At 63.8% G+C, this 23,028-nt stretch carries 26 protein-coding genes; 13 read left to right on the plus strand and 13 right to left on the minus strand.

Going from position 1 to position 23,028, the window contains the following annotated elements; translation table 11 throughout:
• Positions 1-16 precede the first annotated feature (16 nt).
• The 6 genes from ACLFLU_RS36850 to urtA form a co-directional block, all read right to left on the minus strand.
• Positions 17-859, minus strand: coding sequence for an urease accessory protein UreD (locus tag ACLFLU_RS36850; RefSeq protein ID WP_426409555.1), 843 nt, complete (start codon positions 857-859; stop codon positions 17-19).
• Between the two features lie 54 nt (positions 860-913).
• Positions 914-1,609, minus strand: a complete 696-nt coding sequence (gene urtE, locus ACLFLU_RS36855) for an urea ABC transporter ATP-binding subunit UrtE (protein WP_426409556.1) — start codon at positions 1,607-1,609, stop codon at positions 914-916.
• 3 nt (positions 1,610-1,612) lie between these two features.
• Positions 1,613-2,374 (minus strand): urea ABC transporter ATP-binding protein UrtD, encoded by a 762-nt coding sequence (gene urtD, locus ACLFLU_RS36860; RefSeq protein WP_014498216.1) that lies wholly within the window; start codon positions 2,372-2,374, stop codon positions 1,613-1,615.
• A gap of 5 nt (positions 2,375-2,379) precedes the next feature.
• Positions 2,380-3,549: an urea ABC transporter permease subunit UrtC gene (gene urtC / locus ACLFLU_RS36865; RefSeq protein ID WP_426409557.1), complete on the minus strand. Its 1,170-nt coding sequence runs from the start codon at positions 3,547-3,549 to the stop codon at positions 2,380-2,382.
• Positions 3,546-5,156 carry an urea ABC transporter permease subunit UrtB gene (urtB, locus tag ACLFLU_RS36870; RefSeq protein WP_426409558.1) on the minus strand — a complete coding sequence of 537 codons (1,611 nt, stop codon included), beginning with the start codon at positions 5,154-5,156 and terminating at the stop codon, positions 3,546-3,548. The genes urtC and urtB overlap by 4 nt, the downstream gene beginning before the upstream one ends.
• An 82-nt stretch (positions 5,157-5,238) precedes the next feature.
• On the minus strand, positions 5,239-6,561 hold the full coding sequence (gene urtA, locus ACLFLU_RS36875; protein ID WP_426409559.1) for an urea ABC transporter substrate-binding protein: 1,323 nt from the start codon (positions 6,559-6,561) through the stop codon (positions 5,239-5,241).
• A 505-nt stretch (positions 6,562-7,066) separates the two neighbouring features.
• Between urtA and ACLFLU_RS36880 the strand changes: the two genes are divergently transcribed.
• From ACLFLU_RS36880 to ACLFLU_RS36890, 3 genes are all read left to right on the plus strand, one after another.
• On the plus strand, positions 7,067-8,623 hold the full coding sequence (locus tag ACLFLU_RS36880; protein ID WP_426409560.1) for a DEAD/DEAH box helicase: 1,557 nt from the start codon (positions 7,067-7,069) through the stop codon (positions 8,621-8,623).
• Between the two features lie 23 nt (positions 8,624-8,646).
• Positions 8,647-8,934, plus strand: coding sequence for a translation initiation factor IF-1 (gene infA / locus ACLFLU_RS36885; protein WP_008131890.1), 288 nt, complete (start codon positions 8,647-8,649; stop codon positions 8,932-8,934).
• A gap of 266 nt (positions 8,935-9,200) precedes the next feature.
• Entirely contained in the window at positions 9,201-9,413 is a 213-nt protein-coding gene (locus ACLFLU_RS36890; protein WP_148776819.1) for a cold-shock protein, read from the plus strand.
• A 92-nt stretch (positions 9,414-9,505) separates the two neighbouring features.
• Here the strand turns inward: ACLFLU_RS36890 and ACLFLU_RS36895 are convergent, their stop codons facing one another.
• From ACLFLU_RS36895 to ACLFLU_RS36910, 4 genes are all read right to left on the minus strand, one after another.
• A complete protein-coding gene (locus tag ACLFLU_RS36895; protein WP_426409561.1) occupies positions 9,506-10,129 on the minus strand; it encodes a TadE/TadG family type IV pilus assembly protein in 624 nt (207 codons plus the stop codon).
• A gap of 23 nt (positions 10,130-10,152) precedes the next feature.
• Complete coding sequence (locus tag ACLFLU_RS36900) at positions 10,153-10,731, minus strand: TadE/TadG family type IV pilus assembly protein (RefSeq protein WP_426409562.1); 579 nt, start codon at positions 10,729-10,731, stop codon at positions 10,153-10,155.
• 215 nt (positions 10,732-10,946) lie between these two features.
• A complete protein-coding gene (locus tag ACLFLU_RS36905; protein WP_426409563.1) occupies positions 10,947-11,444 on the minus strand; it encodes a pilus assembly protein N-terminal domain-containing protein in 498 nt (165 codons plus the stop codon).
• Between the two features lie 159 nt (positions 11,445-11,603).
• Positions 11,604-12,431 carry a sterol desaturase family protein gene (locus ACLFLU_RS36910; RefSeq protein ID WP_426409564.1) on the minus strand — a complete coding sequence of 276 codons (828 nt, stop codon included), beginning with the start codon at positions 12,429-12,431 and terminating at the stop codon, positions 11,604-11,606.
• Between the two features lie 257 nt (positions 12,432-12,688).
• Between ACLFLU_RS36910 and ACLFLU_RS36915 the strand changes: the two genes are divergently transcribed.
• The 10 genes from ACLFLU_RS36915 (at position 12,689) to ACLFLU_RS36960 (ending at position 21,603) form a co-directional block, all read left to right on the plus strand.
• On the plus strand, positions 12,689-12,853 hold the full coding sequence (locus ACLFLU_RS36915) for a Flp family type IVb pilin (RefSeq protein ID WP_008131913.1): 165 nt from the start codon (positions 12,689-12,691) through the stop codon (positions 12,851-12,853).
• Between the two features lie 77 nt (positions 12,854-12,930).
• Positions 12,931-13,071, plus strand: coding sequence for a hypothetical protein (locus ACLFLU_RS36920; protein WP_426414233.1), 141 nt, complete (start codon positions 12,931-12,933; stop codon positions 13,069-13,071).
• A gap of 118 nt (positions 13,072-13,189) precedes the next feature.
• Complete coding sequence (locus ACLFLU_RS36925; protein ID WP_426409565.1) at positions 13,190-13,714, plus strand: A24 family peptidase; 525 nt, start codon at positions 13,190-13,192, stop codon at positions 13,712-13,714.
• Between the two features lie 127 nt (positions 13,715-13,841).
• Positions 13,842-14,636 carry a Flp pilus assembly protein CpaB gene (gene cpaB / locus ACLFLU_RS36930; RefSeq protein ID WP_426409566.1) on the plus strand — a complete coding sequence of 265 codons (795 nt, stop codon included), beginning with the start codon at positions 13,842-13,844 and terminating at the stop codon, positions 14,634-14,636.
• An 11-nt stretch (positions 14,637-14,647) separates the two neighbouring features.
• Positions 14,648-16,123: a type II and III secretion system protein family protein gene (locus tag ACLFLU_RS36935; RefSeq protein ID WP_426409567.1), complete on the plus strand. Its 1,476-nt coding sequence runs from the start codon at positions 14,648-14,650 to the stop codon at positions 16,121-16,123.
• 20 nt (positions 16,124-16,143) lie between these two features.
• Positions 16,144-16,878, plus strand: coding sequence for a CpaD family pilus assembly protein (locus ACLFLU_RS36940; RefSeq protein WP_426409568.1), 735 nt, complete (start codon positions 16,144-16,146; stop codon positions 16,876-16,878).
• Positions 16,875-18,140, plus strand: a complete 1,266-nt coding sequence (locus ACLFLU_RS36945) for an AAA family ATPase (RefSeq protein WP_426409569.1) — start codon at positions 16,875-16,877, stop codon at positions 18,138-18,140. The genes ACLFLU_RS36940 and ACLFLU_RS36945 overlap by 4 nt, the downstream gene beginning before the upstream one ends.
• A 21-nt stretch (positions 18,141-18,161) precedes the next feature.
• Positions 18,162-19,625: a CpaF family protein gene (locus tag ACLFLU_RS36950; protein ID WP_426409570.1), complete on the plus strand. Its 1,464-nt coding sequence runs from the start codon at positions 18,162-18,164 to the stop codon at positions 19,623-19,625.
• Positions 19,626-19,641: 16 nt separating this feature from the next.
• Positions 19,642-20,619 (plus strand): type II secretion system F family protein, encoded by a 978-nt coding sequence (locus tag ACLFLU_RS36955; protein ID WP_426409571.1) that lies wholly within the window; start codon positions 19,642-19,644, stop codon positions 20,617-20,619.
• Positions 20,620-20,628: 9 nt separating this feature from the next.
• A complete protein-coding gene (locus ACLFLU_RS36960) occupies positions 20,629-21,603 on the plus strand; it encodes a type II secretion system F family protein (protein WP_426409572.1) in 975 nt (324 codons plus the stop codon).
• Between the two features lie 63 nt (positions 21,604-21,666).
• Here the strand turns inward: ACLFLU_RS36960 and ACLFLU_RS36965 are convergent, their stop codons facing one another.
• From ACLFLU_RS36965 to ACLFLU_RS36975, 3 genes are all read right to left on the minus strand, one after another.
• On the minus strand, positions 21,667-22,479 hold the full coding sequence (locus ACLFLU_RS36965) for a tetratricopeptide repeat protein (RefSeq protein WP_426409573.1): 813 nt from the start codon (positions 22,477-22,479) through the stop codon (positions 21,667-21,669).
• A gap of 105 nt (positions 22,480-22,584) precedes the next feature.
• Complete coding sequence (locus tag ACLFLU_RS36970) at positions 22,585-22,821, minus strand: hypothetical protein (RefSeq protein WP_426409574.1); 237 nt, start codon at positions 22,819-22,821, stop codon at positions 22,585-22,587.
• Positions 22,784-22,987, minus strand: coding sequence for a hypothetical protein (locus ACLFLU_RS36975; protein ID WP_426409575.1), 204 nt, complete (start codon positions 22,985-22,987; stop codon positions 22,784-22,786). Before ACLFLU_RS36975 ends, ACLFLU_RS36970 begins: the two co-directional genes overlap by 38 nt.
• Between the last annotated feature and the right edge of the window lie 41 nt (positions 22,988-23,028).

Below are 23,028 nucleotides of genomic sequence, written 5' to 3' on the forward strand. Positions count from 1 at the left end.
TCAATTCAGCCGGCCGTCAATTCAGCCAGAGTCGCGGCAGGGCCGCGCCGGTGCGCGCCAGCACGGCCATCATGTCGGCGCGCAAACGCGCCGCATCTTGGGCACAGAACCGCGCCATTGCAAAGCCATTCCAGGCCGAGATTCCGACCTCGCCGGCGAATGATTCCGATGCCTCGCGAATGCGCTCGACCAGAGCCTCGTCGCCGGGCACGATCAGGGCCGTGCCGATCGCAGCACCCGCCTTGGCGACCGCCGATCGCGCGAGCTTTGCGCCGATATTGCCGTCGAGCCGGACAATCTCGGCAAAGACCAGCCTGCCGCCACGGCGCAACCGCCAGCGGTCGACGAATTCGCCCTGCTCCATGCGCTCGCCCATGGCGGTGCGGCCGAATACGACAATTTCACAAAGCAGGAGCGAGGCGGCGTCATCGAGTTCGATGTCGAAGCGGCGATGAACCCGGGCGCGATCGAACAGGATCGTCTCCTGCGGCAGCCAGCCGAGATGCGCGCCAGCGCCAACCTTCAGCGAAATATTGAGCTGCGCCGCCGCGCCCGGCGCGCGATAGACCTTTTCGGCGGCCGCCGTTGTCAGCGTCAGGCGCGTTGCATCGGCAGCCGAGATATCGATGTCGAAACGATCACCTCCAGCGATGCCACCGGCCGTGTTGACGAACACGCCGGACAGGCCATCGTCCTCCGGCGAGGGAAAGCGCACGCGGAGCGAGCCGGATTCGTGCAGGCTACCGCGCCGTGTCACGCCGTCGCGGGCGTGCACGTCGAAGCGCACCGCGCCGCGGGCACGATTGGCTTCGAACACCGAAGATGTCGCCAAAGATGTTACCGAGGCGTCGCTGCGCATCCCGTCTCCCCCGGCCGGCCGCGGCAGGATTTTTCCAGCCTACAATGTCCCGGCTTACAGAGCCATCTGGCGGCTGATCTCGCTGGCGTCGAGATTGGAACGGTCGCAAGTGAACTTCACTGCACCGCGATCCATCACCGCAAAACTGTCGCCGAGCTCGCAGGCAAAGTCGAGATATTGTTCGACCAGCACGATGGCGATGTTGCCGAGGTTGCGCAAGTAGGAGATGGCCCGCCCGATGTCCTTGATGATCGAGGGCTGGATGCCCTCGGTCGGCTCGTCGAGCAGCAGCAATTTCGGCCGCATCACCAGCGCACGCCCGATCGCCAGCTGTTGCTGCTGGCCGCCGGAGAGATCGCCGCCGCGCCGGCCGAGCATGGACTCCAGCACCGGAAACAGCGAGAACACGTCGTCCGGGATGTGCTTGTCCTCGCGCTTGAGCGGGCCGAAACCGGTCTTGAGGTTCTCCTCGACCGTCAAAAGCGGAAAGATCTCGCGGCCCTGCGGCACGAATCCGATGCCCTTGCGCGCCCGCTCGTAGGGCTTGAGGCCGGTGATGTCGCTGCCGTCGAACACGATCGCGCCCGAGGAGATCGGAAATTGCCCGACCATGGCGCGCAGCAGCGACGTCTTGCCGACGCCGTTGCGCCCGAGCACGCAGGTGACCTTGCCGGGCTCGGCCGCGATCGAGACGCCGCGCAACGCCTGCGCCGCGCCGTAGAACAGATTGATGTCCTTGACCTCAAGCATTGCTCAGCGCCCCAGATAGACTTCGATGACCCGCTCGTTGGACGAGACCTGGTCGATGGTTCCTTCGGCGAGCACCGTGCCTTCATGCAGGCAGGTGACCTTGACCCCGAGCTCGCGCACGAACGTCATGTCGTGCTCGACCACCATGACTGTATGGGTCTTGTTGATCTCCTTGAGCAACTCGGCGGTGAGATGCGTCTCGACGTCGGTCATCCCGGCGACGGGCTCGTCGACGAGGAGCAGTTTTGGGTCCTGCGCCAGCAGCATGCCGATCTCGAGCCATTGCTTCTGGCCGTGGCTGAGGCTGCCGGCGAGACGGTTACGGGCGTCCGTGAGGCGGATCGTCTCCAGCACCTTGTCGATACGCTCCGACTCCGCCCTGCTGCCGCGCCAGAACAGCGTGCCCTTGACGCTGTGGTCGACATTGAGCGCGAGCAGGAGGTTGTCCTGCACGGTCTGGCTCTCGAACACCGTCGGCTTCTGGAATTTGCGGCCGATGCCGAGCTCGGCGATGCGGGTCTCGTCCAGCCGCGTCAGGTCGGTGACGCCGTCGAACAGCACCGTGCCCTCGTCCGGCTTGGTCTTGCCGGTGATGATGTCCATCATGGTGGTCTTGCCGGCGCCGTTCGGGCCGATGATGGCGCGCATCTCTCCGGGGGCAAGCGTCAGCGACAGATTGTTGATGGCGTGGAAGCCGTCGAACGAGACGTGCACGCCGTCGAGATAGAGCATCGCGGAGGTCGCGCGGGTATCCATGACGTTCATGACCGCTACTCCGCCATCTTCGGTTCGGTGACGCCGTCTTCGGCCGCAGCACTCGCGTTGGCCTGCGCGGGACGCCTCTCTTTCGACGCTTCCCGCCATGCATTGAAGGTGCCGACGATGCCTTTCGGCAGCAGCAGCGTCACCAGGATGAACAGCGCCCCCAGCATAAACAGCCAGTAGGGTGCAAGCACGCCGGAGGTGAAGAAGGTCTTGGCATAGTTGACGACGATGGCACCAAGCGCGGCCCCGATCAGCGTCCCGCGCCCGCCGACCGCGACCCAGATCACCGCCTCGATCGAATTGCCCGGCGCGAATTCGGATGGGTTGATAATGCCGACCTGCGGCACATAGAGCGCGCCGGCGACGCCCGCCATGCAGGCCGACAGCGTAAACACGAACAGCTTGTAGGATTCGACGCGGTAGCCGAGGAAGCGGCTGCGCGATTCCGCGTCGCGGATCGCGATCAGCACCTTGCCGAGCTTGGAGGACACCACGGAGCGGCAGATCAGGAAGCTGACGATCAACGCCAGACAACTCAGCGCGAACAGCGCCGCGCGCGTGCCCTCGGCCTGGACGTTGAAGCCCAGAATGTCCTTGAAGTCGGTCAGGCCGTTGTTGCCGCCGAAGCCGAAATCGTTGCGGAAGAAGGCGAGCAGCAGCGCATAGGTCATCGCCTGCGTGATGATCGAGAGATACACGCCGGTGACGCGGGAGCGGAACGCGAGCCAGCCGAAGCAGAAGGCGAGCAGACCCGGCACGATCAGCACCATCAGTGCCGCGAACCAGAACATGTCGAAGCCGTACCAGTACCAGGGCAGCTTCTGCCAGTTCAGGAACACCATGAAGTCGGGCAGGATTGGATTGCCGTAGACGCCGCGGGTGCCGATCTGCCGCATCAAATACATGCCCATCGCATAGCCGCCGAGCGCGAAGAACGCGCCATGGCCGAGCGAGAGAATGCCGCAATAGCCCCAGATCAGGTCGATCGACAGCGCGAGGATGGCGTAGCAGACATATTTGCCCCAGAGCGCGACGAGATAGGTCGGCACCTGCAGGAACGAGCCCGCCGGCAGCAGCAGGTTGGAGAGCGGGATCAGTACGCCCAGCGCGGCAACAACCAACAGGAATATGGTCGCGCCGCGGTCCAGCGATCGCGTCAGCATGTGAGGGGTCATGCTTCCACCGCACGGCCCTTGAGCGCGAACAGGCCGCGCGGCCGCTTTTGAATGAACAGGATGATCAGGACCAGGATCGCGATCTTGCCGAGCACCGCGCCGGCAACCGGCTCCAGGAACTTGTTGGCAATGCCGAGCGTGAAGGCGCCGACCAGCGTGCCCCAGAGATTGCCGACCCCGCCGAACACCACGACCATGAAACTGTCGATGATGTAGCTCTGGCCGAGATTGGGGCTGACATTGTCGATCTGCGACAGTGCCACGCCGGCAATGCCGGCGATGCCCGAGCCGAGCCCGAAGGTCAGCGCATCGACGCGCGAGGTGGCGATGCCCATCGAGGCCGCCATGCGACGGTTCTGCGTGACCGCGCGCATCTCGAGGCCAAGCGCGGTGTAGCGCAGCATCGCGAGCAGGATCATGAACACTGCCAGCGTGAAGACGAGGATCCAGAGCCGGTTATAGGTGATGGTGATCTGGCCGAGCTCGAACGCGCCGCTCATCCAGGAGGGGTTGCCGACCTCGCGGTTGGTCGGGCCGAACATGGTGCGCACCGCCTGCTGCAGAACCAGCGACAGGCCCCAGGTCGCAAGCAACGTCTCCAGCGGCCGGCCATAGAGGAAGCGGATGATGCTGCGCTCGATCAGCACGCCGATGGCGCCGGCGACGAGGAAGGCGAGCGGCACGGCGATCAGCAGCGAATAGTCGAACAGAGCGGGATAGCGGGTGCGGATCACCTCCTGCACCACGAAGGTGGTGTAGGCCCCGATCATCACCATCTCGCCATGGGCCATGTTGATGACGCCCATCACGCCGAAGGTGATGGCGAGACCGATCGCGGCAAGCAGCAGCACCGAACCGAGCGACAGGCCGTACCAGGCATTCTGCACCCCCGACCAGACCGCCAGCGAGCTCTGAATCGAGCTGATGGCGCTCGCAGCGGCCTTTGCGACAGAGGGCGGCTGGTCGGTACCGATGTCGGACAGCAACGCCAGCGCTTCCTGATCGCCGCGCGCCCTGATGGTGGCGACGGCCTCGAGCTTCTGCACCTCGGTGGCGTCGGACTTGAACAGCAGGATCGCCGCGCGCGCTTCACCGAGCGCGGTCTTGACCGATTTGTTTGTTTCCTTGGCGAGTGCGCCTTCGACCGGCTCGAGCGCGGTCTCCTCATGCGACTTGAAGACGGACTGCGCGGCCTGGAGCCGCGCGCCGAGATCGGGCGACTGCAGCGTCAGGCTGCCGAGCGCAGCATCGACGCTGCGGCGCAGGCGGTTATTGAGGCGGACGGCGCTGGCGCTGTCGGGCACGCTGGCCACGGGCTCGCCGGTCGCGGCGTCGATCGACTTGCCGTCGGTGCCGGTGACGTAAACTTTCTTGCTGTCCGGATCGGCCATGAGACGGCCGTCCTGGAGCGCGCTGATGATGGGAAAGGCGAGCTTGTTGCCGCTGCTTGCGACCACGCCGATCGCTTCATCCGTGTCGGAATAATCGTCGTTGGCGAATTTGGCGACAGCATCTTCGAACGGACCGGCAAAGGCCGGCAGCGCGAACGCGATCAGGAACAACGAGAGGACAAAGGTACGGAAACGAGCGGATAGATTGGTTGGCACTGTGAATCACCCCGGCAGAAGTGGGGAGAAGACGGCGGAATAACCGTCTTCTCCCATTGTGCAGTCGAACGTCAGATCCGGATCAGGAGCCGGAGCCGAGGCACTTGTTGGTCTTGGTGTTGAAGTTGCCGCACTTCTTGCCGACCCAGTCGCCGATCAGGTCCTTGGAGCCGTCGAGCTCCTTCGACCAGGCGTCGCCAGCCACGAGACCCGGGGTCTTCCAGACCACGTCGAACTGGCCGTTGCCCTTGATCTCGCCGATGAACACCGGCTTGGTGATGTGGTGGTTCGGCAGCATCTTCGACACGCCGCCGGTCAGGTTCGGCGCCTCGATGCCGGGAAGCGCATCGATCACCTTGTCCGGATCGGTCGACTTCACCTTCTCGACGGCCTTGACCCACATGTTGAAGCCGATCACATGGGCTTCCATCGGATCGTTGGTCGTGCGCTTCGGGTTCTTGGTGTAGGCCTGCCAATCCTTGATGAACTTCTCGTTCGCCGGGGTCTTGATCGACTCGAAGTAGTTCCAGGCGGCGAGATGGCCGACCAGCGGCTTCGTGTCGATGCCGGCGAGCTCTTCTTCACCCACCGAGAACGCGACGACCGGGATGTCCTTCGCCTTGATGCCCTGGTTGCCGAGCTCCTTGTAGAAGGGGACGTTGGCGTCGCCGTTGATGGTCGAGACCACCGCCGTCTTCTTGCCGGCCGAGCCGAACTTCTTGATGTCGGCCACGATCGTCTGCCAATCGGAGTGACCGAACGGCGTGTAGTTGATCATGATGTCTTCCTGGGCGACACCCTTGGACTTCAGGTAGGCTTCCAGGATCTTGTTGGTGGTGCGCGGATAGACGTAGTCGGTGCCCGCGAGCACCCAGCGCTTCACCTTCTCGTCCTTCATCAGATAGTCGACGGCCGGGATCGCCTGCTGGTTCGGCGCCGCACCGGTGTAGAACACGTTGCGCTCGGACTCTTCACCCTCGTACTGCACGGGGTAGAACAGGATGTTGTTGAGCTCCTTGAACACCGGGAGCACCGACTTGCGCGACACCGAGGTCCAGCAGCCGAACACGACCGAGACCTTGTCCTTGGTGATCAGCTCGCGCGCCTTTTCGGCGAACAGCGGCCAGTTCGAGGCGGGATCGACGACGACGGCCTCGAGCTTCTTGCCGAGCACGCCGCCCTTCTTGTTCTGCTCGTCGATCAGGAAAAGGATGGTGTCCTTCAGCGTGGTTTCGCTGATGGCCATGGTACCGGAGAGGGAGTGCAGGACGCCGACCTTGATGGTGTCGTCCGCGGCTTTGGCACCGGAAATGGACGCCAGACCGAGCATCAGTCCGGTGGTCGCGGCGAGAACGCCGCGGCGGCTAAATGACGCCGCTATATCGTGAATGGATTTGGTAGGCATGGATGTATCATCTCCCTGACGCAGACGTGAAAAACGCTGCGAAACGGCCCCACGGCCGCCTGCGATTAATGGAATCGCAAGAACCATGCCATGGGCTGAGCACCTGCCAAGTGATTGGTCAGTCTAGATAATTTTGCCGCAATCAAAGTTTCGCCGCAGTCTGACTGCTTAAAACTTGGGCGAATAAAATGTATGCTTATGCGGCAGTCAGTTTATTTTTTGAGCAAAGTGCTTCTGCTGGCTAAAATTCCGGCATAACTATTTTTGCACTGCGATCGACGCCAGGCGAACACTTGCCTTGAAACCGCCTCCTCGATGTTCCATATGGGGGACGAGATCGTTCGCGAATCGAGCGGTCGTTGCGAGCCGCGTGTTCTTAAGCCCTCTACGGGCCTCTGGCTTGCCCCATATCTCCCAAGCCATCCGACACCCCAAACACGCAGGTGTCTTCTCGACACCCTTATGCGCGCGCCCCGCAGATTGCGTCGGGCCGATCGCATTTGACATGGAAAGAACCCATCTTTTGACTTCGTTTCAGGACTTCGGCCTCGCCGAACCCATCGCACGTGCTCTCGCCGAAGAGAATTACGTCACCCCCACCCCCATCCAGGCCCAGACGATCCCCACGGCGCTAACCGGCCGCGACGTCGTCGGCATTGCCCAGACCGGCACCGGCAAGACCGCGTCCTTCGCGCTGCCGATCCTGCATCGCCTGCTGGAGAACCGCATCAAGCCGCAGCCCAAGACCTGCCGTGTACTGGTGCTGTCGCCCACCCGCGAGCTTTCGGGACAGATCCTCGACAGCTTCAACGCCTATGGGCGCCACATCCGCCTGTCCTCGACGCTCGCCATCGGCGGCGTGCCGATGGGCCGCCAGGTCCGCGCCCTGATGCCAGGCGTCGACGTGCTGGTTGCCACCCCCGGCCGCCTGCTCGACCTCGTGCAGAGCAACGGGCTGAAGCTTGGCAGCGTCGAATTCCTCGTGCTCGACGAGGCCGACCGCATGCTCGACATGGGCTTCATCAACGACATCCGCAAAATCGTCTCCAAGCTGCCGATCAAGCGGCAGACGCTGTTCTTCTCGGCCACCATGCCGAAGGACATCGCCGAGCTCGCCGACTCCATGCTGCGTGACCCGGCCCGCGTCGCGGTGACCCCGGTGTCCTCGACCGCCGAGCGCATCAACCAGCGCATCATCCAGGTCGATTTCTCGGCCAAGGCCACCTTCCTGACCAAGCTGCTGAAGGACGAGCCGATCGACCGCGCTCTGGTGTTCACCCGCACCAAGCACGGCGCCGACAAGGTCGTGAAGACGCTCGAGAGGGCCGGCATCGCCGCCAGCGCCATTCACGGCAACAAGTCGCAGAACCATCGCGAGCGCACGCTCGCCCAGTTCCGCTCCGGTGAAATCCGCACCCTGGTCGCCACCGATATCGCCGCCCGCGGCATCGACGTCGACGGCATCACCCACGTCATCAACTACGACCTGCCGAACGTGCCCGAGACCTATGTCCACCGGATCGGCCGCACCGCGCGCGCCGGCGCCGATGGCACCGCGATCTCGCTGGTCGCAGGGGGCGAAGAGCTCAGCTATCTCCGCGACATCGAGCGACTGATCAAGGTGGCGCTGCCGCGCGAGGATCTGCGCACCGATGCCGGCCGCCGCGATGCGGGCGCTCCCCCGCCGCAGCAACGGCAGGGTCGCCCCGGCCGTCCGGGCCAGCGCCCGCAGGGTGCACGGCATGGTGAGGGCCGGCGCAACGATGAACGGCATGGCGATGGACGCCACCACAGTGCCGGCAAGCAGGGCGACGGAAGGCCCGGCGAAGGTCGGCACGGTGACAGCAGGCATATTGACGGACGGCCTGGCGGTAGCCAGAAGGTCTCGAAGGGGTCTCGCCGCCAAAGGCCTGGTGGCAAGACGCACTCTTCGTCAAACGACCGACCGGAGCAGCGTTCCGCGCATAGCGCCGGCAAGCCTGATGGGATACAAGGCGTAGCCTTTTTGCGCCGCGAGAGTCGGCCGATGGGCCAACCGACCCGCAAACCCTATTCGCACTAGCCGTCCACGACCTGGAGAAATTCATGGCTAAGGAAGAGCTGATCCAGTTCGAAGGACTGGTCACCGAAATCCTCCCCGACGCGCGCTACCGCGTGCAGCTCGACGCCGGGCACGAGATCGTCGCCTACACCGCCGGCAAGATGAAGAAGAACCGCATCAAGACGCTGGCGGGAGACCGCGTGACGGTGGAGATGTCGCCCTACGACCTCGAAAAGGGCCGGCTGATTTTCCGCCACAAGGACGAACGCCCCAGTGGCGTGGGTGGACCTCCCCGTCCCGGACAGCGTGGCGGCCAGTTCCGTCGCCGCTAGTCAGTTTCGCACGCAAGTGCGGAAGTAAAATGCTGGCCTGTATGCTGATCCGCCGCTCAAATCGCGGCGGATCAAAAAATCGTGCGCGTCAGGATTGTTTTGATGCCTTATTTCCAATAAAATCCGCTAATCGATTTTCGGCCGGACGACATTAGCATCCACCGGTACAGCCGGTTCAGACACGCTGACGACCCTTCCAGAAATTCGATCTAACCTGCCTGCGCAAGCGGGCTTTTACATTGTGTATCTGAGAAGGAACTACCCCCGTGAGCATGGGAACCGTGAAGTGGTTTAACGCGACCAAGGGCTTTGGCTTCATCCAGCCCGACGACGGCGGCAAGGACGTGTTCGTTCACATCAGCGCCGTCGAGCGCGCCGGCCTCGGCTCGCTTCGCGAAGGCCAGAAGATTTCCTACGAGATCGTCGCCGATCGCCGGTCCGGCAAGTCGGCTGCCGACAATCTCCGCGACGCAGGCTGATCTCCAGCGCGAGCGTACCGAACAACGAAAAAGGCCGTGCGGGATGCACGGCCTTTTTTATGCGGTATCGACGAGCTCGGCCGCCATCCAGCTCAGCACGACGTCGGAACGCCGCCGTAGTAGATGCAAGTGACCTGGCGCGGCCGCGTATAAGAGACATCGCTCAGCGTGACGCCCGACTTCAGGACGTATTTGACGGGAGCCGTGTAGATGTAGCTCACCTGGCTGAAGATGAGATAGGTCGACGGAAGCAGAAGCGTCGACGGAATCATCGACGTGACCGTGGTGTTGGCCGCCAGTGTCGGCGGCGGAGCTGTCAGACTGGCCTGCGTCGCACCGCTCGTAATGACGGCGGACTTGCTCCATTGAATCTTGGCGACGCTGTTTGCATCGATATAGATCTGGGCGATCGTGCCGTTCACGAGCGTATTGTCGTACGGCGTGATGATCGACATGCTCGCGGTGAACGTGTTCTGGAGGTTGGCGTCGGTCAACGTCCCCGAGGATTGCGACGTCAAATCGGATAGAGTTCGCGCAATCAACGTCACCTTGCGGTCGACCGCCACCGCGGATGAGAGCTCGACGGTGCCAAAGAACATCACGAGCATGACCGGCACGATCACCGCGAATTCGGTCGCCGCGAGGGCCTTGTTGTCTGCGAGGAATTTGCCTGCAGAGATTCGGCCAGCTTGCAAGATTTTCACGATCGCTTGCATGGTTCTGCTCAAATCCGATGGTCCTAGTAGGGCTCGTTCTGGAATGCGGCCGTCGCAACGAGAAGCCGTGTATTGTTGGTGGTGCTACAGGCCAAATTGTAGCCAAGCCCGGTCACGAACAGCGGCCACTTGTAATAGAGCCGCACCACGACGACCTGCCCGGAGCTCCCGGGATTGTACCCCGTCGTTGTGGGATCGAAGTTGCAGGCGGTGTAGTTGCCGAGAGTTACCGACGAGAAGTTCGAATAACTCTGGACGTCGACGCTGAGACTGTTGCAGTCGAACAACGCCGGAATCTGGCTACAGACGAAGGTCTTGAACGTCGCCTGGGTGCACGGCGTGGCCACGGAGTTCACCGCGCAGCTCGTCACTGAACCAGACTGCGCCTGCCCGGTCAGCACGACGCGTGCGGAGTTCTGCGTGATGGTCTCGAGCACCTGGCTCGCGAAGAACATCAGCGCCGTCTCGATGATCGCGAACAACAGCGCGAAGAAGATCGGCGCGACCAGCGCGAACTCGACCGCTGCGGAGCCGCGGCGATTGCCGCGAAACCGGCGCAGCGCAGTCCGGAGCGTGAACCGCGAAGGTGCGGGCGATGGCATCGCGTGAAATTCCCCAGCGGCAGCGATCTCTGCCCCGATCGATACCGGAAACTGATTGTTTAAGTGTTTCAGACAATCCACACCGGCCGGACCGAGCCGTTAAGATCGGTTAACCACGCCGGCCCGCGGACGCGGGGAGAACAGAAAACATGCCGCACACGGCAGCGTCGCGCGGGACCGGATAGTCCCGCGCGTCGGTCTATCGGCTGATCTCGCTAGTTCGTCTTGGCAGCCGCGGCGCCGTTGCCGCTGGCAGTGTTGCTCAGCGACCCGGCCTGATTCATCGTGGTGCTGAAGAAGGTGTCGCTGTCGCCGAGCGTGACGCGGCGCTGGCAGATCGGCAGGCAGCTATAGGACTCCCGCTCGATCCCGCGATAGACGGTCACGAGCCGGTCGCTCGGGCCTTCGACCTGGATCTGCCGATCGACCAGGATCTCGCCGCCGCGGTCGAGCGCGATGAAGTTGGTGGCGCCGTAACCCTTGCCGGTCACGACGATCATTCCGCCGGGCTGCAGCGTCACGTCGGCGATGAGGGGATTCCCGACCACGATCGTTGCCACCTTGCCGGGCAGCCGCACGAGCTTGGCCTGGTCGACATTGACCGCGATGGTATCCGCGGTGGGCTCGGCAAGGCCATTGGCCGGCGAAGCCAGCACGGCAGCCGAAGCCAGGAGACAGATGCGCGCATGGCGGCGCAGGAACTCTTTACGCATACTCTTACCCCGGGACGTCACAAACCGGCAGAATCGATCAGGAAGCGGAGCCGGCGCCCGACCCGGTTAACCTGCCTGTAATTCGTGAACGTTCCGCAAACTCGGCAGGTATTGTTTGAACGGACCGACGTTTTTGTCGCCCCGGCGCCGGATGCAATCCTATTGGCGGAACGGATAAGCAAGCTGGCCGCCGATCTCCTTCGGCATCGTCGCTTCATCCTTGCCGTAATCCTGCGGCAGCGCGCCCTTCGGCATGCGGAAGGTCCCGAACAGCACATCCCAGATCGGGAAGGTGCCGGCAAAATTGGTGTCACCGCCCTCCGCGAGCGAGGTGTGGTGCCAGCGGTGGAACACCGGCGTCGCCAGCACGTATCTGAACGGGCCGAAGGTCCAGTTCAAATTGGCATGCACGAAGGCCGAATGGAAGGTCGTGAACGGGCCGACCCAGATCATCACGTTCGGCGAAATGCCGGCCATCAGCAGCACGACGTCGACGCCGATGGTGCCGAGCATCAGATTGACCGGATGGAAGCGGGCCGCCGAGATCCAGCTGATCTCCTCGGAGGAGTGATGGATCGCATGGTACTTCCAGAACCCGCCGCCGTGAAACAGCCGGTGCAGCCAGTACAGCATGAAGTCGGCCAGGACCAGGAACAGCACGCCCTGCACCCAGAGCGGCAGCTGCGACAGCGGGCCGTGGCCGTTGTCGTAGAAGGCGATCAGCTCGTCGGCATCGTGGATGTTGAAGACGATTCCAGCGGTGACGATCAGGAGTCCGATCCGCATGGTGCGGGCGAACACCGGAACGAAGAACCAGTAGCAGATGTCGGTCAAGATCTCGCGCTTGCGCCACCATGACGGACCGGCATTGCAGGCCCAAAAATGCTCGAGCACGGTGAAAACCACCGCGAGCATGAGGGTGACGGGAATCACCTTCTCGATGGTCTCGCCGAGCATCAGGGCGACTTGCATGGGTAGGCTCGACATCATCGCGTCCGTTCCAGTCTGCTGATCTCTCTTACGCCTACTCCCCGAAATTTAAGGGAGGATGAAGTTGACGGCGCGTTAGGAACTGGAACGAATTGAGCCGGCCGCCTTAAGGCGAAATTCACTCTGGCCAAAAGCATCGCGCAAGGCGCGGGTTTGACCGATCGAATTAACTCTACCGAAAGAGCTCGGCTCACATGCTCGTCGTGTCAAAACAGCGCCGATCGAGGCGACCTCACCCAGATGGAGTTTAGTTCATGAAGAACCTGATTGCGCGTTTCGCGAAGGATGAATCCGGCGCCACCGCCATCGAATATGGTCTGATCGCCGCCGGCATCGCGCTCGCCATCATCACCGTCGTCAACAACCTCGGCACCACGCTGAACGCCAAGTTCGGCTCGATCAGCTCCTCGCTGAAGTAAGCCGACCGGCAGACGATGGCAAAAGCCCCGGACTTCCGGGGCCTTTGTTTTTTCGGACAGTGCGAGTTCCAGTGGCGTTGCGTAAGCACAGAACCGATGCCGCGGTTGCGGCGAGCGAGGCGGACACGGCGCGAGGCGATGCGTCGGCCTATTGGGTCTGCCTTGCGCTTCTGCTCGCCATGGTCACGCTCGCGATGCGCATCGCCAGCATGTGGTGAGCCTTCCGGCGCCGGATGACCGGCCTGCTGCGATCGTTGTCGGTTTGTTTAGCACTGCCCTCTAGCATGCGCCGACGCCCCGATCCGGGCGACGGACCCAGGCCTCAAGACGCAGCCCATGATCCTCGACCTCGCGCGCCTTCTGCTCTTCCCGGCCCTGATGGCGTTCGCGGCCGCCAGCGATCTGTTCACGATGACGATCTCGAACCGCATCTCGCTGGCGCTGGTGGCAGGCTTCTTCGTGCTCGCCTTTGCCGGTGGCATGGCACCTTACGAGATGTTGAGTCATGTCGGCTCCGGTGCGCTGCTTCTCGTCGTGGCCTTTACCTGTTTTGCGATGGGCTGGATGGGCGGCGGCGACGCCAAGGTCGCAGCTTCCGTGGCGCTCTGGTTCGGCTTCGGTCCATTGATGGACTTCCTGCTCTACGCTTCGCTGTTCGGCGGCGCGCTGACCCTGCTCCTGCTCCAGTTTCGGCAATGGCCGTTGCCTTACGGGCTTGCCGGCCAGGCCTGGCTAGCTCGGCTCCACGACAAGCAGACCGGCATTCCCTACGGCATCGCGCTCGCACTCGGCGCGCTGGTGGTCTACCCCGAGACCGAATGGGTGAAAGCGATCGATCTCGCTCACCTCGCACTGCGCTGAACGCTCCGGATAAACCCGACGTTAAGCCGATTTAGATACGCCTCATTAACCATGCTTTGACGAATAGCTGGTCAACTGCCGATTACGGCGGCGGCAGCGTCGCGGCGTTCTGTGGAAAGTGAAGCGTATGAATAGGGCACGCATAGTCGTCCTGACGGTCGCCATCTGCGCCGGCGGCATCGCCGCGTATCTGGCGAGCGGCTCGGACTCTGCGCCGCCTCCAGCGGCTCCGGTCGCGCAGCTTCCCACCACCGACGTGCTGGTCGCCAAGAACGACATCGGCCTCGGGCAGACCGTGAAGCCGGAAGACGTACAGTGGCAGACCTGGCCGACCGCGACCGCAAGCGCCGCCTTCATCCGCCGCAGCGAGCGCCCCGACGGCGCGACCCAGGTCACCGGCTCGATTGCGCGCGCTCCCTTCATCCAGGGTGAGCCGATCCGCGACCAGAAGCTGGTCAAGGCTGACGGGTCCGGCTTCATGGCTGCGATCCTGCCGAGCGGCATGCGCGCCATCTCCACCGAAATCTCGCCGGAGACCGGCGCTGGCGGCTTCATCCTGCCGAACGATCGCGTCGATGTGCTGCTGACGCGCCGCCTCAAGAACCCGGACCAGAACGCCGGCGCCCAGGATATCGTCACGTCCGAGGTCATTCTGGTCAATGTCCGCGTGCTCGCCATCGACCAGGCGCCGAAGGAGAAGGACGGCCAGAACACGGTGGTCGGCAAGACCGTGACGCTGGAACTCAATTCCGCACAAACCCAGCTGCTGTCCCAGTCCCGCCAGGCTGGAACGCTGTCGCTGGCGCTGCGCAGCATTGCCGACGTCAAGATGAGCGAGATCACACTCGATGACTCCGCGCAGAAGCGCGATGGCGTTTCGATCATTCGCTACGGCATTTCGACCCAGGCAAAGGCACGATGAGGACAGTCGATATGAAATGCAGGGCGGATCTGGCAACGATGCGGACCTCGATGGTTCGCGCCCTGTCGTTCTCGGCTGCTCTCGCGCTGACGCTCAACCCCGTGCTGACGCCCGTGATCGCAGCAGATTACCGTCCCGCGGTGCCGGTTGCAGCCGACGGGCAGATGAACGCGCGCTTCCTCTCGCTCGGTGTCGGCAAGTCGATCGTGATCGACCTGCCGCGCGACATCAAGGATGTGCTGGTTGCCGATCCCAAGATCGCCAACGCGGTGGTCCGCTCGTCCCAGCGCGCCTACATCATCGGCGCCACGGTCGGCCAGACCAACATCGTGTTCTTCGATTCCGCCGGCCAGCAGATCGCCGCCTATGACATCGCAGTCAAGCGCGACCTCAACGGCGTGCGTGCGGCGCTGAAGCAGATCCTGCCCAATTCCGACATCCAGATCGACGGTCTCGGCGACGGCGTCGTCCTGACCGGGACTGCGGCCAACCCGCTCGAGGCGCAGCAGGCCAACGACCTCGCCGCACGCCTTGCCGGCGGCCCCGAAAAGGTGGTGAATTCGATCGTGGTCCGCGGCCGCGACCAGGTGATGCTGAAGGTGACGGTCGCCGAAGTCGCGCGCACCATCATCAAGCAGCTCGGCATCGACCTCACCGCGAACCTGAACTACGGCACCTCGGTGGTGACCTTCAGCAACTCCAACCCGTTCACGGCGCTTGGTAAAAATCTCGTAGACGGCAACGCACTGACCACCAAGTTCGGCGCAACGCCGTCGGTGCAGGCGACCCTGCGCGCGATGGAAACCGCAGGCGTGATCCGGACGCTGGCCGAACCGAACCTGACCGCGATCTCCGGCGAGTCCGCGACCTTCATCGCCGGCGGCGAATTCCCGGTGCCGGCAGGCTATGCCTGCGATCCCACCACGCATGTCTGTACCACCCAGATCAGCTTCAAGAAGTTCGGCATCTCGCTCAACTTCACCCCCGTGGTGCTCACCGAGGGCAAGATCAGCCTGCGCGTGATGACCGAAGTCTCGGAGCTGTCGAACGAAAATGCGATCACGCTGTCGCAGGCCGTGACCTCGACCTCGGTCAACTCGCTGACGGTGCCGTCGATCAAGACCCGCCGCGCCGAAACCTCGCTGGAGATTCCCTCCGGCGGCGCGATGGCAATGGCCGGCCTGATCCAGCAGCAGACCAAGCAGGCGATCAGCGGATTGCCGGGGCTGATGCAGCTCCCGATCCTCGGCACGCTGTTCCGCAGCCGCGACTTCGTCAACAATTCGACCGAGCTGGTCGTGATCGTGACGCCCTATGTCGTTCGCGCAGCGGCACCAAAGGACCTGTCGCGGCCGGATGACGGCTTTGCGGCGCCCGCGGATCCGCAGGCCGAACTGATCGGCAACATCAATCGCATCTATGGCGTGCCGGGCCGGACCGAACCGGCACGGAACTACCGCGGCACCTACGGCTTCATCACGGACTGATGGCGGAACGGGGACTTAGTATGATCACAACACGACCCCAGACCCGCTACCGCGCCGCCTGCCTCGGTGGCGCGCTCGTCGGTATCGCGCTCGCACTCGGCGGCTGCCAGCACGACGAGGTGGCCACCGCTTCCATTCCCGACGATTACAAGCAACGGCATCCGATCGCGATCGAGGAGCAGAACCGTTCGATCGTCGTGTTCGTCGGTCACGCCCGCGGCGGCCTGACCGCAGCCCAGCGCGCTGACGTGATGGGCCTGGCCTCAACCTGGATGCACGAGGGCACCGGCTCCATCCACATCGACGTGCCGTCCGGAACGCCGAATGCGCGTGCGGCTGCGGAATCGATGCGCGAGATCCAGGCGATGCTGGCGGCGGCGGGCGTTCCCCCGCGCGGCATCATCGCCCGCCCCTACCAGCCGGAAGACAAGCGCTTCCTGCCGCCGATCCGGCTGACCTATTCCAAGATCGCCGCAGTCGCAGGCCCCTGCGGCCTGTGGCCGGAAGATCTCGGCCCCTCGATGAAGAACAAGAGCTGGTTCGAGAACAAGGATTACTACAATTTCGGCTGCGCCTATCAGCGCAATATCGCGGCCATGGTCGACAATCCGTCTGACCTCGAGCAGCCGCGGTCCGAAACTCCGGCCTACACCGCGCGCCGCACCGCCGCCTTCGAGAAGTATCGCAAGGGCACTCCAACGGCGGTGGCCTATCCCGAGGCCGATAAGGCCAAACTCAGCGACACCGGCAAATGATCAGCTACGCGCGCCAGACTCAAGAAGAGCAGCCGGAGGCCCCCGCGCCGGTCGAGGAGCATATTGCGCCCGCGCCGCGCGTCTCGGTGCAGGCCTTCTGCGAAACCGTGGAGACTGCGGCCGCCGTGCAATCGGCCGGCGAGGATCGCCGTCTCGGCAAGGCCCATCTGAAGATCCAGATGGGCGGCATGGCCGCTGCGATCGAAGCTTATCGGTCTGCTCCCACTCCCAATGTGATCGTGCTCGAGAGCGATGCCCGCACCGATTTGCTGGCCGGGCTCGACCAGCTCGCCACCGTCTGCGACGCCGGCACCCGAGTGGTCGTGATCGGCCGCATCAACGACGTCATGCTCTATCGCGAGCTGGTGCGCCGCGGCGTCAGCGACTACGTGCTCGCGCCGGTTGGTGCGATCGACGTTGTCCGCTCGATCTGCAACCTGTTCTCCGCGCCGGAAGCCAAGGCGGTCGGCCGCATCATTGCCGTGGTCGGCGCCAAGGGCGGCGTCGGCGCCTCCACCATCTCCCACAACGTCGCCTGGGCGATCGCGCGTGACCTCGCGATGGACGCCGTGGTCGCCGATCTCGACCTCGCCTTCGGCACCGCCGGGCTCGACTACAACCAGGACCCGCCGCAGGGCATCGCGGATGCCGTGTTCTCGCCCGATCGCGTCGATACCGCCTTCATCGACCGCCTGCTGTCGAAATGCACCGATCACCTCAGCCTGCTGGCGGCGCCGGCGACGCTCGACCGGGTCTATGATTTCGGCGTCGACGCCTTTGACTCGGTGTTCGACACGCTGCGCGCGACCATGCCCTGCATCGTGCTCGACATCCCGCATCAATGGTCGGGCTGGACCAAGCGCGCTTTGATCGGCGCCGACGACATCCTGATCGTGGCAGCGCCGGACCTCGCCAACCTGCGCAACACCAAGAACCTGTTCGATCTCCTGAAGGCCGCGCGTCCCAACGACCGCCCGCCGCTGTACTGCCTGAACCAGGTCGGCGTTCCCAAGCGGCCGGAGATCGCGGCGGCCGAATTCGCCAAGGCGATCGAGAGCCAGCCGGTCGTCTCGATCCCGTTCGAGCCTCAGATCTTCGGCGCGGCCGCCAACAACGGCCAGATGATCGCGGAGATCTCCGCCAACCACAAGTCGATCGAGATGTTCCTCCAGATCGCCCAGCGCCTGACCGGCCGGAGCGAGACGAAGAAACAAAAGTCGTCCTTGCTTTCACCGCTGATTGAGAAGTTGCGGGGAAAATAGGCCGCTCCATGGAGTTGTTAAGTGTTCGGTAAGCGTAGCGGAACAGACACCGATCTTCGGGCTCCCAAGCCCGGCGCCGTGTCGCCAGAGCCTGCCCCGGCTCCGGCGCCGACGATGTCGCGCGCGCCGCCCCCGCCGGCCGTCGCCTCCCCGCCGCTCGCCCCCTCCCGGCCTGCGCCGACCATGGAGACCCGCCGCTCGGACAACTATTACGAGGTCAAGGCGACCATCTTCGGCGCGCTGATCGAGGCCATCGATCTCGCCCAGCTCGCCAAGCTCGATTCCGAGTCCGCGCGCGAGGAAATCCGCGACATCGTCAACGAGATCATCGCGATCAAGAACATCGTGATGTCGATCGCCGAGCAGGAAGAGCTGCTCGACGACATCTGCAACGACGTGCTCGGCTATGGCCCGCTTGAACCGCTTCTGGCCCGCGACGACATCGCCGACATCATGGTGAACGGCGCCGGCACCGTCTTCATCGAAGTCAGCGGCAAGATCCAGAAAACCGGCATCCGCTTCCGCGACAACCAGCAGCTCCTCAACATCTGCCAACGCATCGTCAGCCAGGTCGGCCGACGCGTCGACGAATCCTCCCCGATCTGCGACGCGCGCCTCGCCGATGGCTCCCGCGTCAACGCCATCGTGCCGCCGCTCGCGATCGACGGCCCCGCGCTCACTATTCGTAAGTTCAAAAAGGACAAGCTGACGCTGGATCAGCTGGTCAGGTTCGGCGCGATCTCGCCGGAGGGCGCGGAAATCCTCCAGATCATCGGACGCGTCCGCTGCAACGTGCTGATCTCCGGCGGTACCGGCTCGGGCAAGACCACGCTGCTCAACTGCCTGACCAACTACATCGAGCACGACGAGCGCGTCATCACCTGCGAAGACGCCGCCGAACTCCAGCTCCAGCAGCCCCATGTGGTGCGGCTCGAAACCCGGCCGCCCAACATCGAGGGCGAAGGCCAGGTCACCATGCGCGAACTGGTGCGCAACTGTCTGCGTATGCGTCCTGAACGCATCATCGTCGGCGAAGTCCGCGGCCCGGAGGCCTTCGACCTCCTCCAGGCCATGAACACCGGCCACGACGGCTCGATGGGAACGCTGCACGCCAACAATCCCCGCGAGGCGCTGTCACGCTGCGAATCCATGATCACGATGGGCGGCTTCTCCCTGCCTTCGCGCACCATTCGCGAAATGATCTGCGCTTCGATCGACGTCATCGTCCAGGCCGCACGCTTGCGCGACGGTTCGCGCCGCATCACCCACATCACCGAGGTGATGGGTATGGAAGGCGATACCATCATCACCCAGGACATCTTCCTCTACGACCTGGTCGGCGAGGACGCCAACGGCAAGATCATCGGCAAGCACCGCTCGACCGGCATCGGTCGCCCGAAATTCTGGGAACGCGCCCGCTATTACGGCGAAGAGAAACGCCTTGGCGCTGCGCTCGACGCCGCGGAAGTGGCACCGAACACGTGAGCAGGTCGGCACAGCCATGAACATGCAGGTCCTCGCCCTCGCCTTCCTCGCCACCGCCGCGGTTGGCGGCATCGCCTGGGTTTTCCTCTATCCGCTGCTGTCCGGCGAACGGAAGGCCGAGAGCCGCCGCGCCTCGATCGGGCGCGCCGACGCGCCCGCGGCCAAGCAAGCCGAAAAGAGCCAGCGCTCGCGCCGCGAGCAAGTCGAGACTTCGCTCAAGGATCTCGAGGCGAGGCGGGCACAGGAAAAGAGCGTTCCACTCCACATCCGCATTTCACAGGCGGGGCTCGACTGGACGCCACAGAAATTCTGGATCGCATCCGCGGTCGTGGCGGGCGTGTTCTTCTTCGGCGCGCTGTTCGGTGGCGGCGGCCTGATCGGCGCGGCCGGTCTTGCCTTTGCCGGCGGCCTCGGCCTGCCGCGCTGGACGCTGGGCTTCCTGAAGAAGCGCCGCGAAAACAAGTTCCTGGCGGCGCTGCCGGACGCCGTCGACGTCATCGTCCGCGGCATCAAGGCGGGCTTGCCGTTGTTCGAATCCATCAAGGTCGTCGCGGCCGACGCGCCGGAGCCGCTGCGCAGCGAGTTCCTCGCCATCATCGAGACGCAGGCCATCGGCATGCCGCTCGGCGAGGCCTGCACTCGGCTCTACGATCGCATGCCGCTGCCGGAGGCCAATTTCTTCGGCATCGTGGTGTCGATCCAGCAGAAGTCGGGCGGCAACCTCTCCGAAGCGCTGGGCAACCTCTCCAAGGTGCTGCGCGACCGCAAGAAAATGAAGGAAAAGATCCAGGCGATGTCGATGGAAGCCAAGGCCTCGGCCGGCATCATCGGCTCGTTGCCGCCGATCGTGATGTTCCTCGTCTATCTCACGACGCCCGGCTACATCTCGCTGCTGTGGACCCATCCTACCGGCCAGCTCATGCTGGTCGGCTGCGTCGCCTGGATGTCGATCGGCATCATGGTGATGAAGAAGATGATCAACTTCGATTTCTGATGGTGCCGTATGGTCGATTTCCTTGTTACGAAACTGCATGACCCGCACTTCATGACCATGCTGCTGGCGGCGATCGCTGCCAGCGCCACCGTGTATACGCTGGTGATGCCGCTGTTCGCCGGCGAGGGCCTCGCCAAGCGCATGAAGGCGGTCGCGAGCGAGCGCGAGCGCATCCGGCAGCGCGAGCGCGAACGCCTCAACAAGAGCGAAAAGGTCTCGCTGCGCCAGACACCCAAGCAGCTCGTCTCCAAGGTGGTCGACGACTTCAACCTCACCAAATGGCTGGCGCAGGAAGCTGCGCGCGACAAGCTGATCATGGCGGGCTATCGCGGCCACGCGCCTTACGTCACGTTCCTGTTCGCCCGCTTGGTGGCGCCGCTCGTGCTGTTCGTCGGCTCGGTCGTCTACGTGTTTCTGATCGCGCATATGGATCGCCCGGTGCCGATCAAGATCGGCATCTGCGTCGGCGCGGCCTATCTCGGCCTGCAGGCGCCGATGCTGTTCCTGAAGAACGCGATCTCCAAGCGCCAGCTCTCGATCAAGCGCGCCTTTCCTGATGCGCTCGACCTCCTGCTGATCTGTATCGAATCCGGCATGTCGGTGGAAATGGCGTTCCGCAAGGTCGCGACCGAAATCGTTGGCCAGTCGATCGCGCTGTCGGAGGAGTTCACCCTGACCACCGCCGAGCTGTCCTATTTGCAGGACCGCAAGGTAGCGTACGAAAACCTGGCGAAGCGCACTGGGCTCGAAGGCGTCAAGTCGGTGTGTCTGGCGCTTCAGCAGGCGGAACGCTACGGCACCCCGCTCGGCCAATCCCTGCGCGTCATGGCGCAGGAAAACCGCGACATGCGCATGAACGAAGCCGAGAAGAAGGCCGCCGCACTGCCGCCGAAGCTGACGGTGCCGATGATCCTGTTCTTCCTGCCGGTGCTGTTCGTCGTCATTCTCGGACCGACCGGCATCAAGATCTCCGAGCTGCACTGACGCCAGAGATTGCGGACCGCACGCGGTCCGCGGCCGATTTCAGGATTGGAAGATCGGGTCTGATCAGTCGGGCTGGCTGAGCGAAGCAACCGGCGTCCGCTTCGACGCACCGCGCGGGCCATCGTTGCGGTTCAGCATTTCCTTGAGATACGAGACGTTGGCCGCGGCCTGATCCGGCGGCAGGTCCGCCTTCACGATGGTCTCGGCCTCGGCGAAGCGGCCCTGGAGACCGACCACCAGGCCGAGATTCTGCCGCACCCGGGAGCTTGCACGCGGTGAAGCATAGGCCTGCCGGAGCGCCTCTTCCGCCTTGGGCAGGTCTCTCGACAGCATGTAGGACAGGCCGAGATTGGAGAGCACGCCGGGATCGCCCGGCGCGATCTTCAGTGCGCTGGCATAATAAGCGCGCGCCTCGTCGTGACGGCCCATCTGGTCGAGCGCGGTGCCCTGCACCGAGAGCAAGCGCCAGTCCGGATTGTCGGGCGAATGCGCCTTCGACAGCACGTCGAAGGCCTGCTGGAAATTGCCGTTGTCGGCGAGCGCGCGGCCGTATTGGGCAAGCAGCGGCTTGTTGCCGGGATTGGCGATGGTCGCCTGTTCGAGCACGGCGGCGGCCTGGGCGCGCTGGCCGTTGGCACGCAGCGCCTGGCCATAGGCCAGCGCCACGTCGGGATCCTTGGGATTGGCGCGGTAGCGCTCGCTATAGGTCGCGATGGCGTGCGCCGGATCGGCCGGGGCGGCTTCCGCCTTCGGACCGATCGAGCCGGTAACATCGGAGAGTTTTGACATTGCCGTGCAGCCGCCGAGGCTCGCGGCCGCCAGCGCGATCAGCGAGGCGGAGGCAAGAAGCCGAGCAGGACGGAACCATTGACGCATGACGCTTTGACTCTCGAGCCGATTGATCGAGCCGAACGCGCCAGCAATAGACTGTTAACCCTAATGGCCAGTTAACGCGGAGAACCGCCGCCTTGTGGCGGCATCTCACCGCCCAGGCCCGGATCGAGGCCCGAGCAGCTTCACCTGGTCGTTCAGGTCCCGCAGCAATTGCAGTCGCTGCCGCGTCCTCCCCTCGATGCCGGCAGCCTCGCGCCGCAGCGTCGGCCACCGGCGCGAGAAGCCGTCACGATTGACCAGCCGGACGGCGCGGAGCTCGTCGAGCGCGGCGGTCTCGCCGATACGATCAATACTCGATGGCGAGACGCTTGCGGATTTCGTCAATGCGTTTGTCGAGCGCATCGAACCGCGCATGAACTGAACGGTCATGGAGATAGAAGACGTAGCCGCCGGCGAGGAACGCGAAGACCCAGTGGTGATGCTCGACATAGCTAAAGACGGCCTCGATCGACTGGCCGATGAATGTGATCACGCCCCACACAAATTCCATTGCAATTCCTCCCGGCACGCTTCGTCTTCGGTCACCGGCGT

Origin of the sequence: Bradyrhizobium ganzhouense (genome assembly GCF_049949285.1) — a bacterium.
Classification (GTDB): Bacteria; Pseudomonadota; Alphaproteobacteria; order Rhizobiales; family Xanthobacteraceae; genus Bradyrhizobium; species Bradyrhizobium ganzhouense.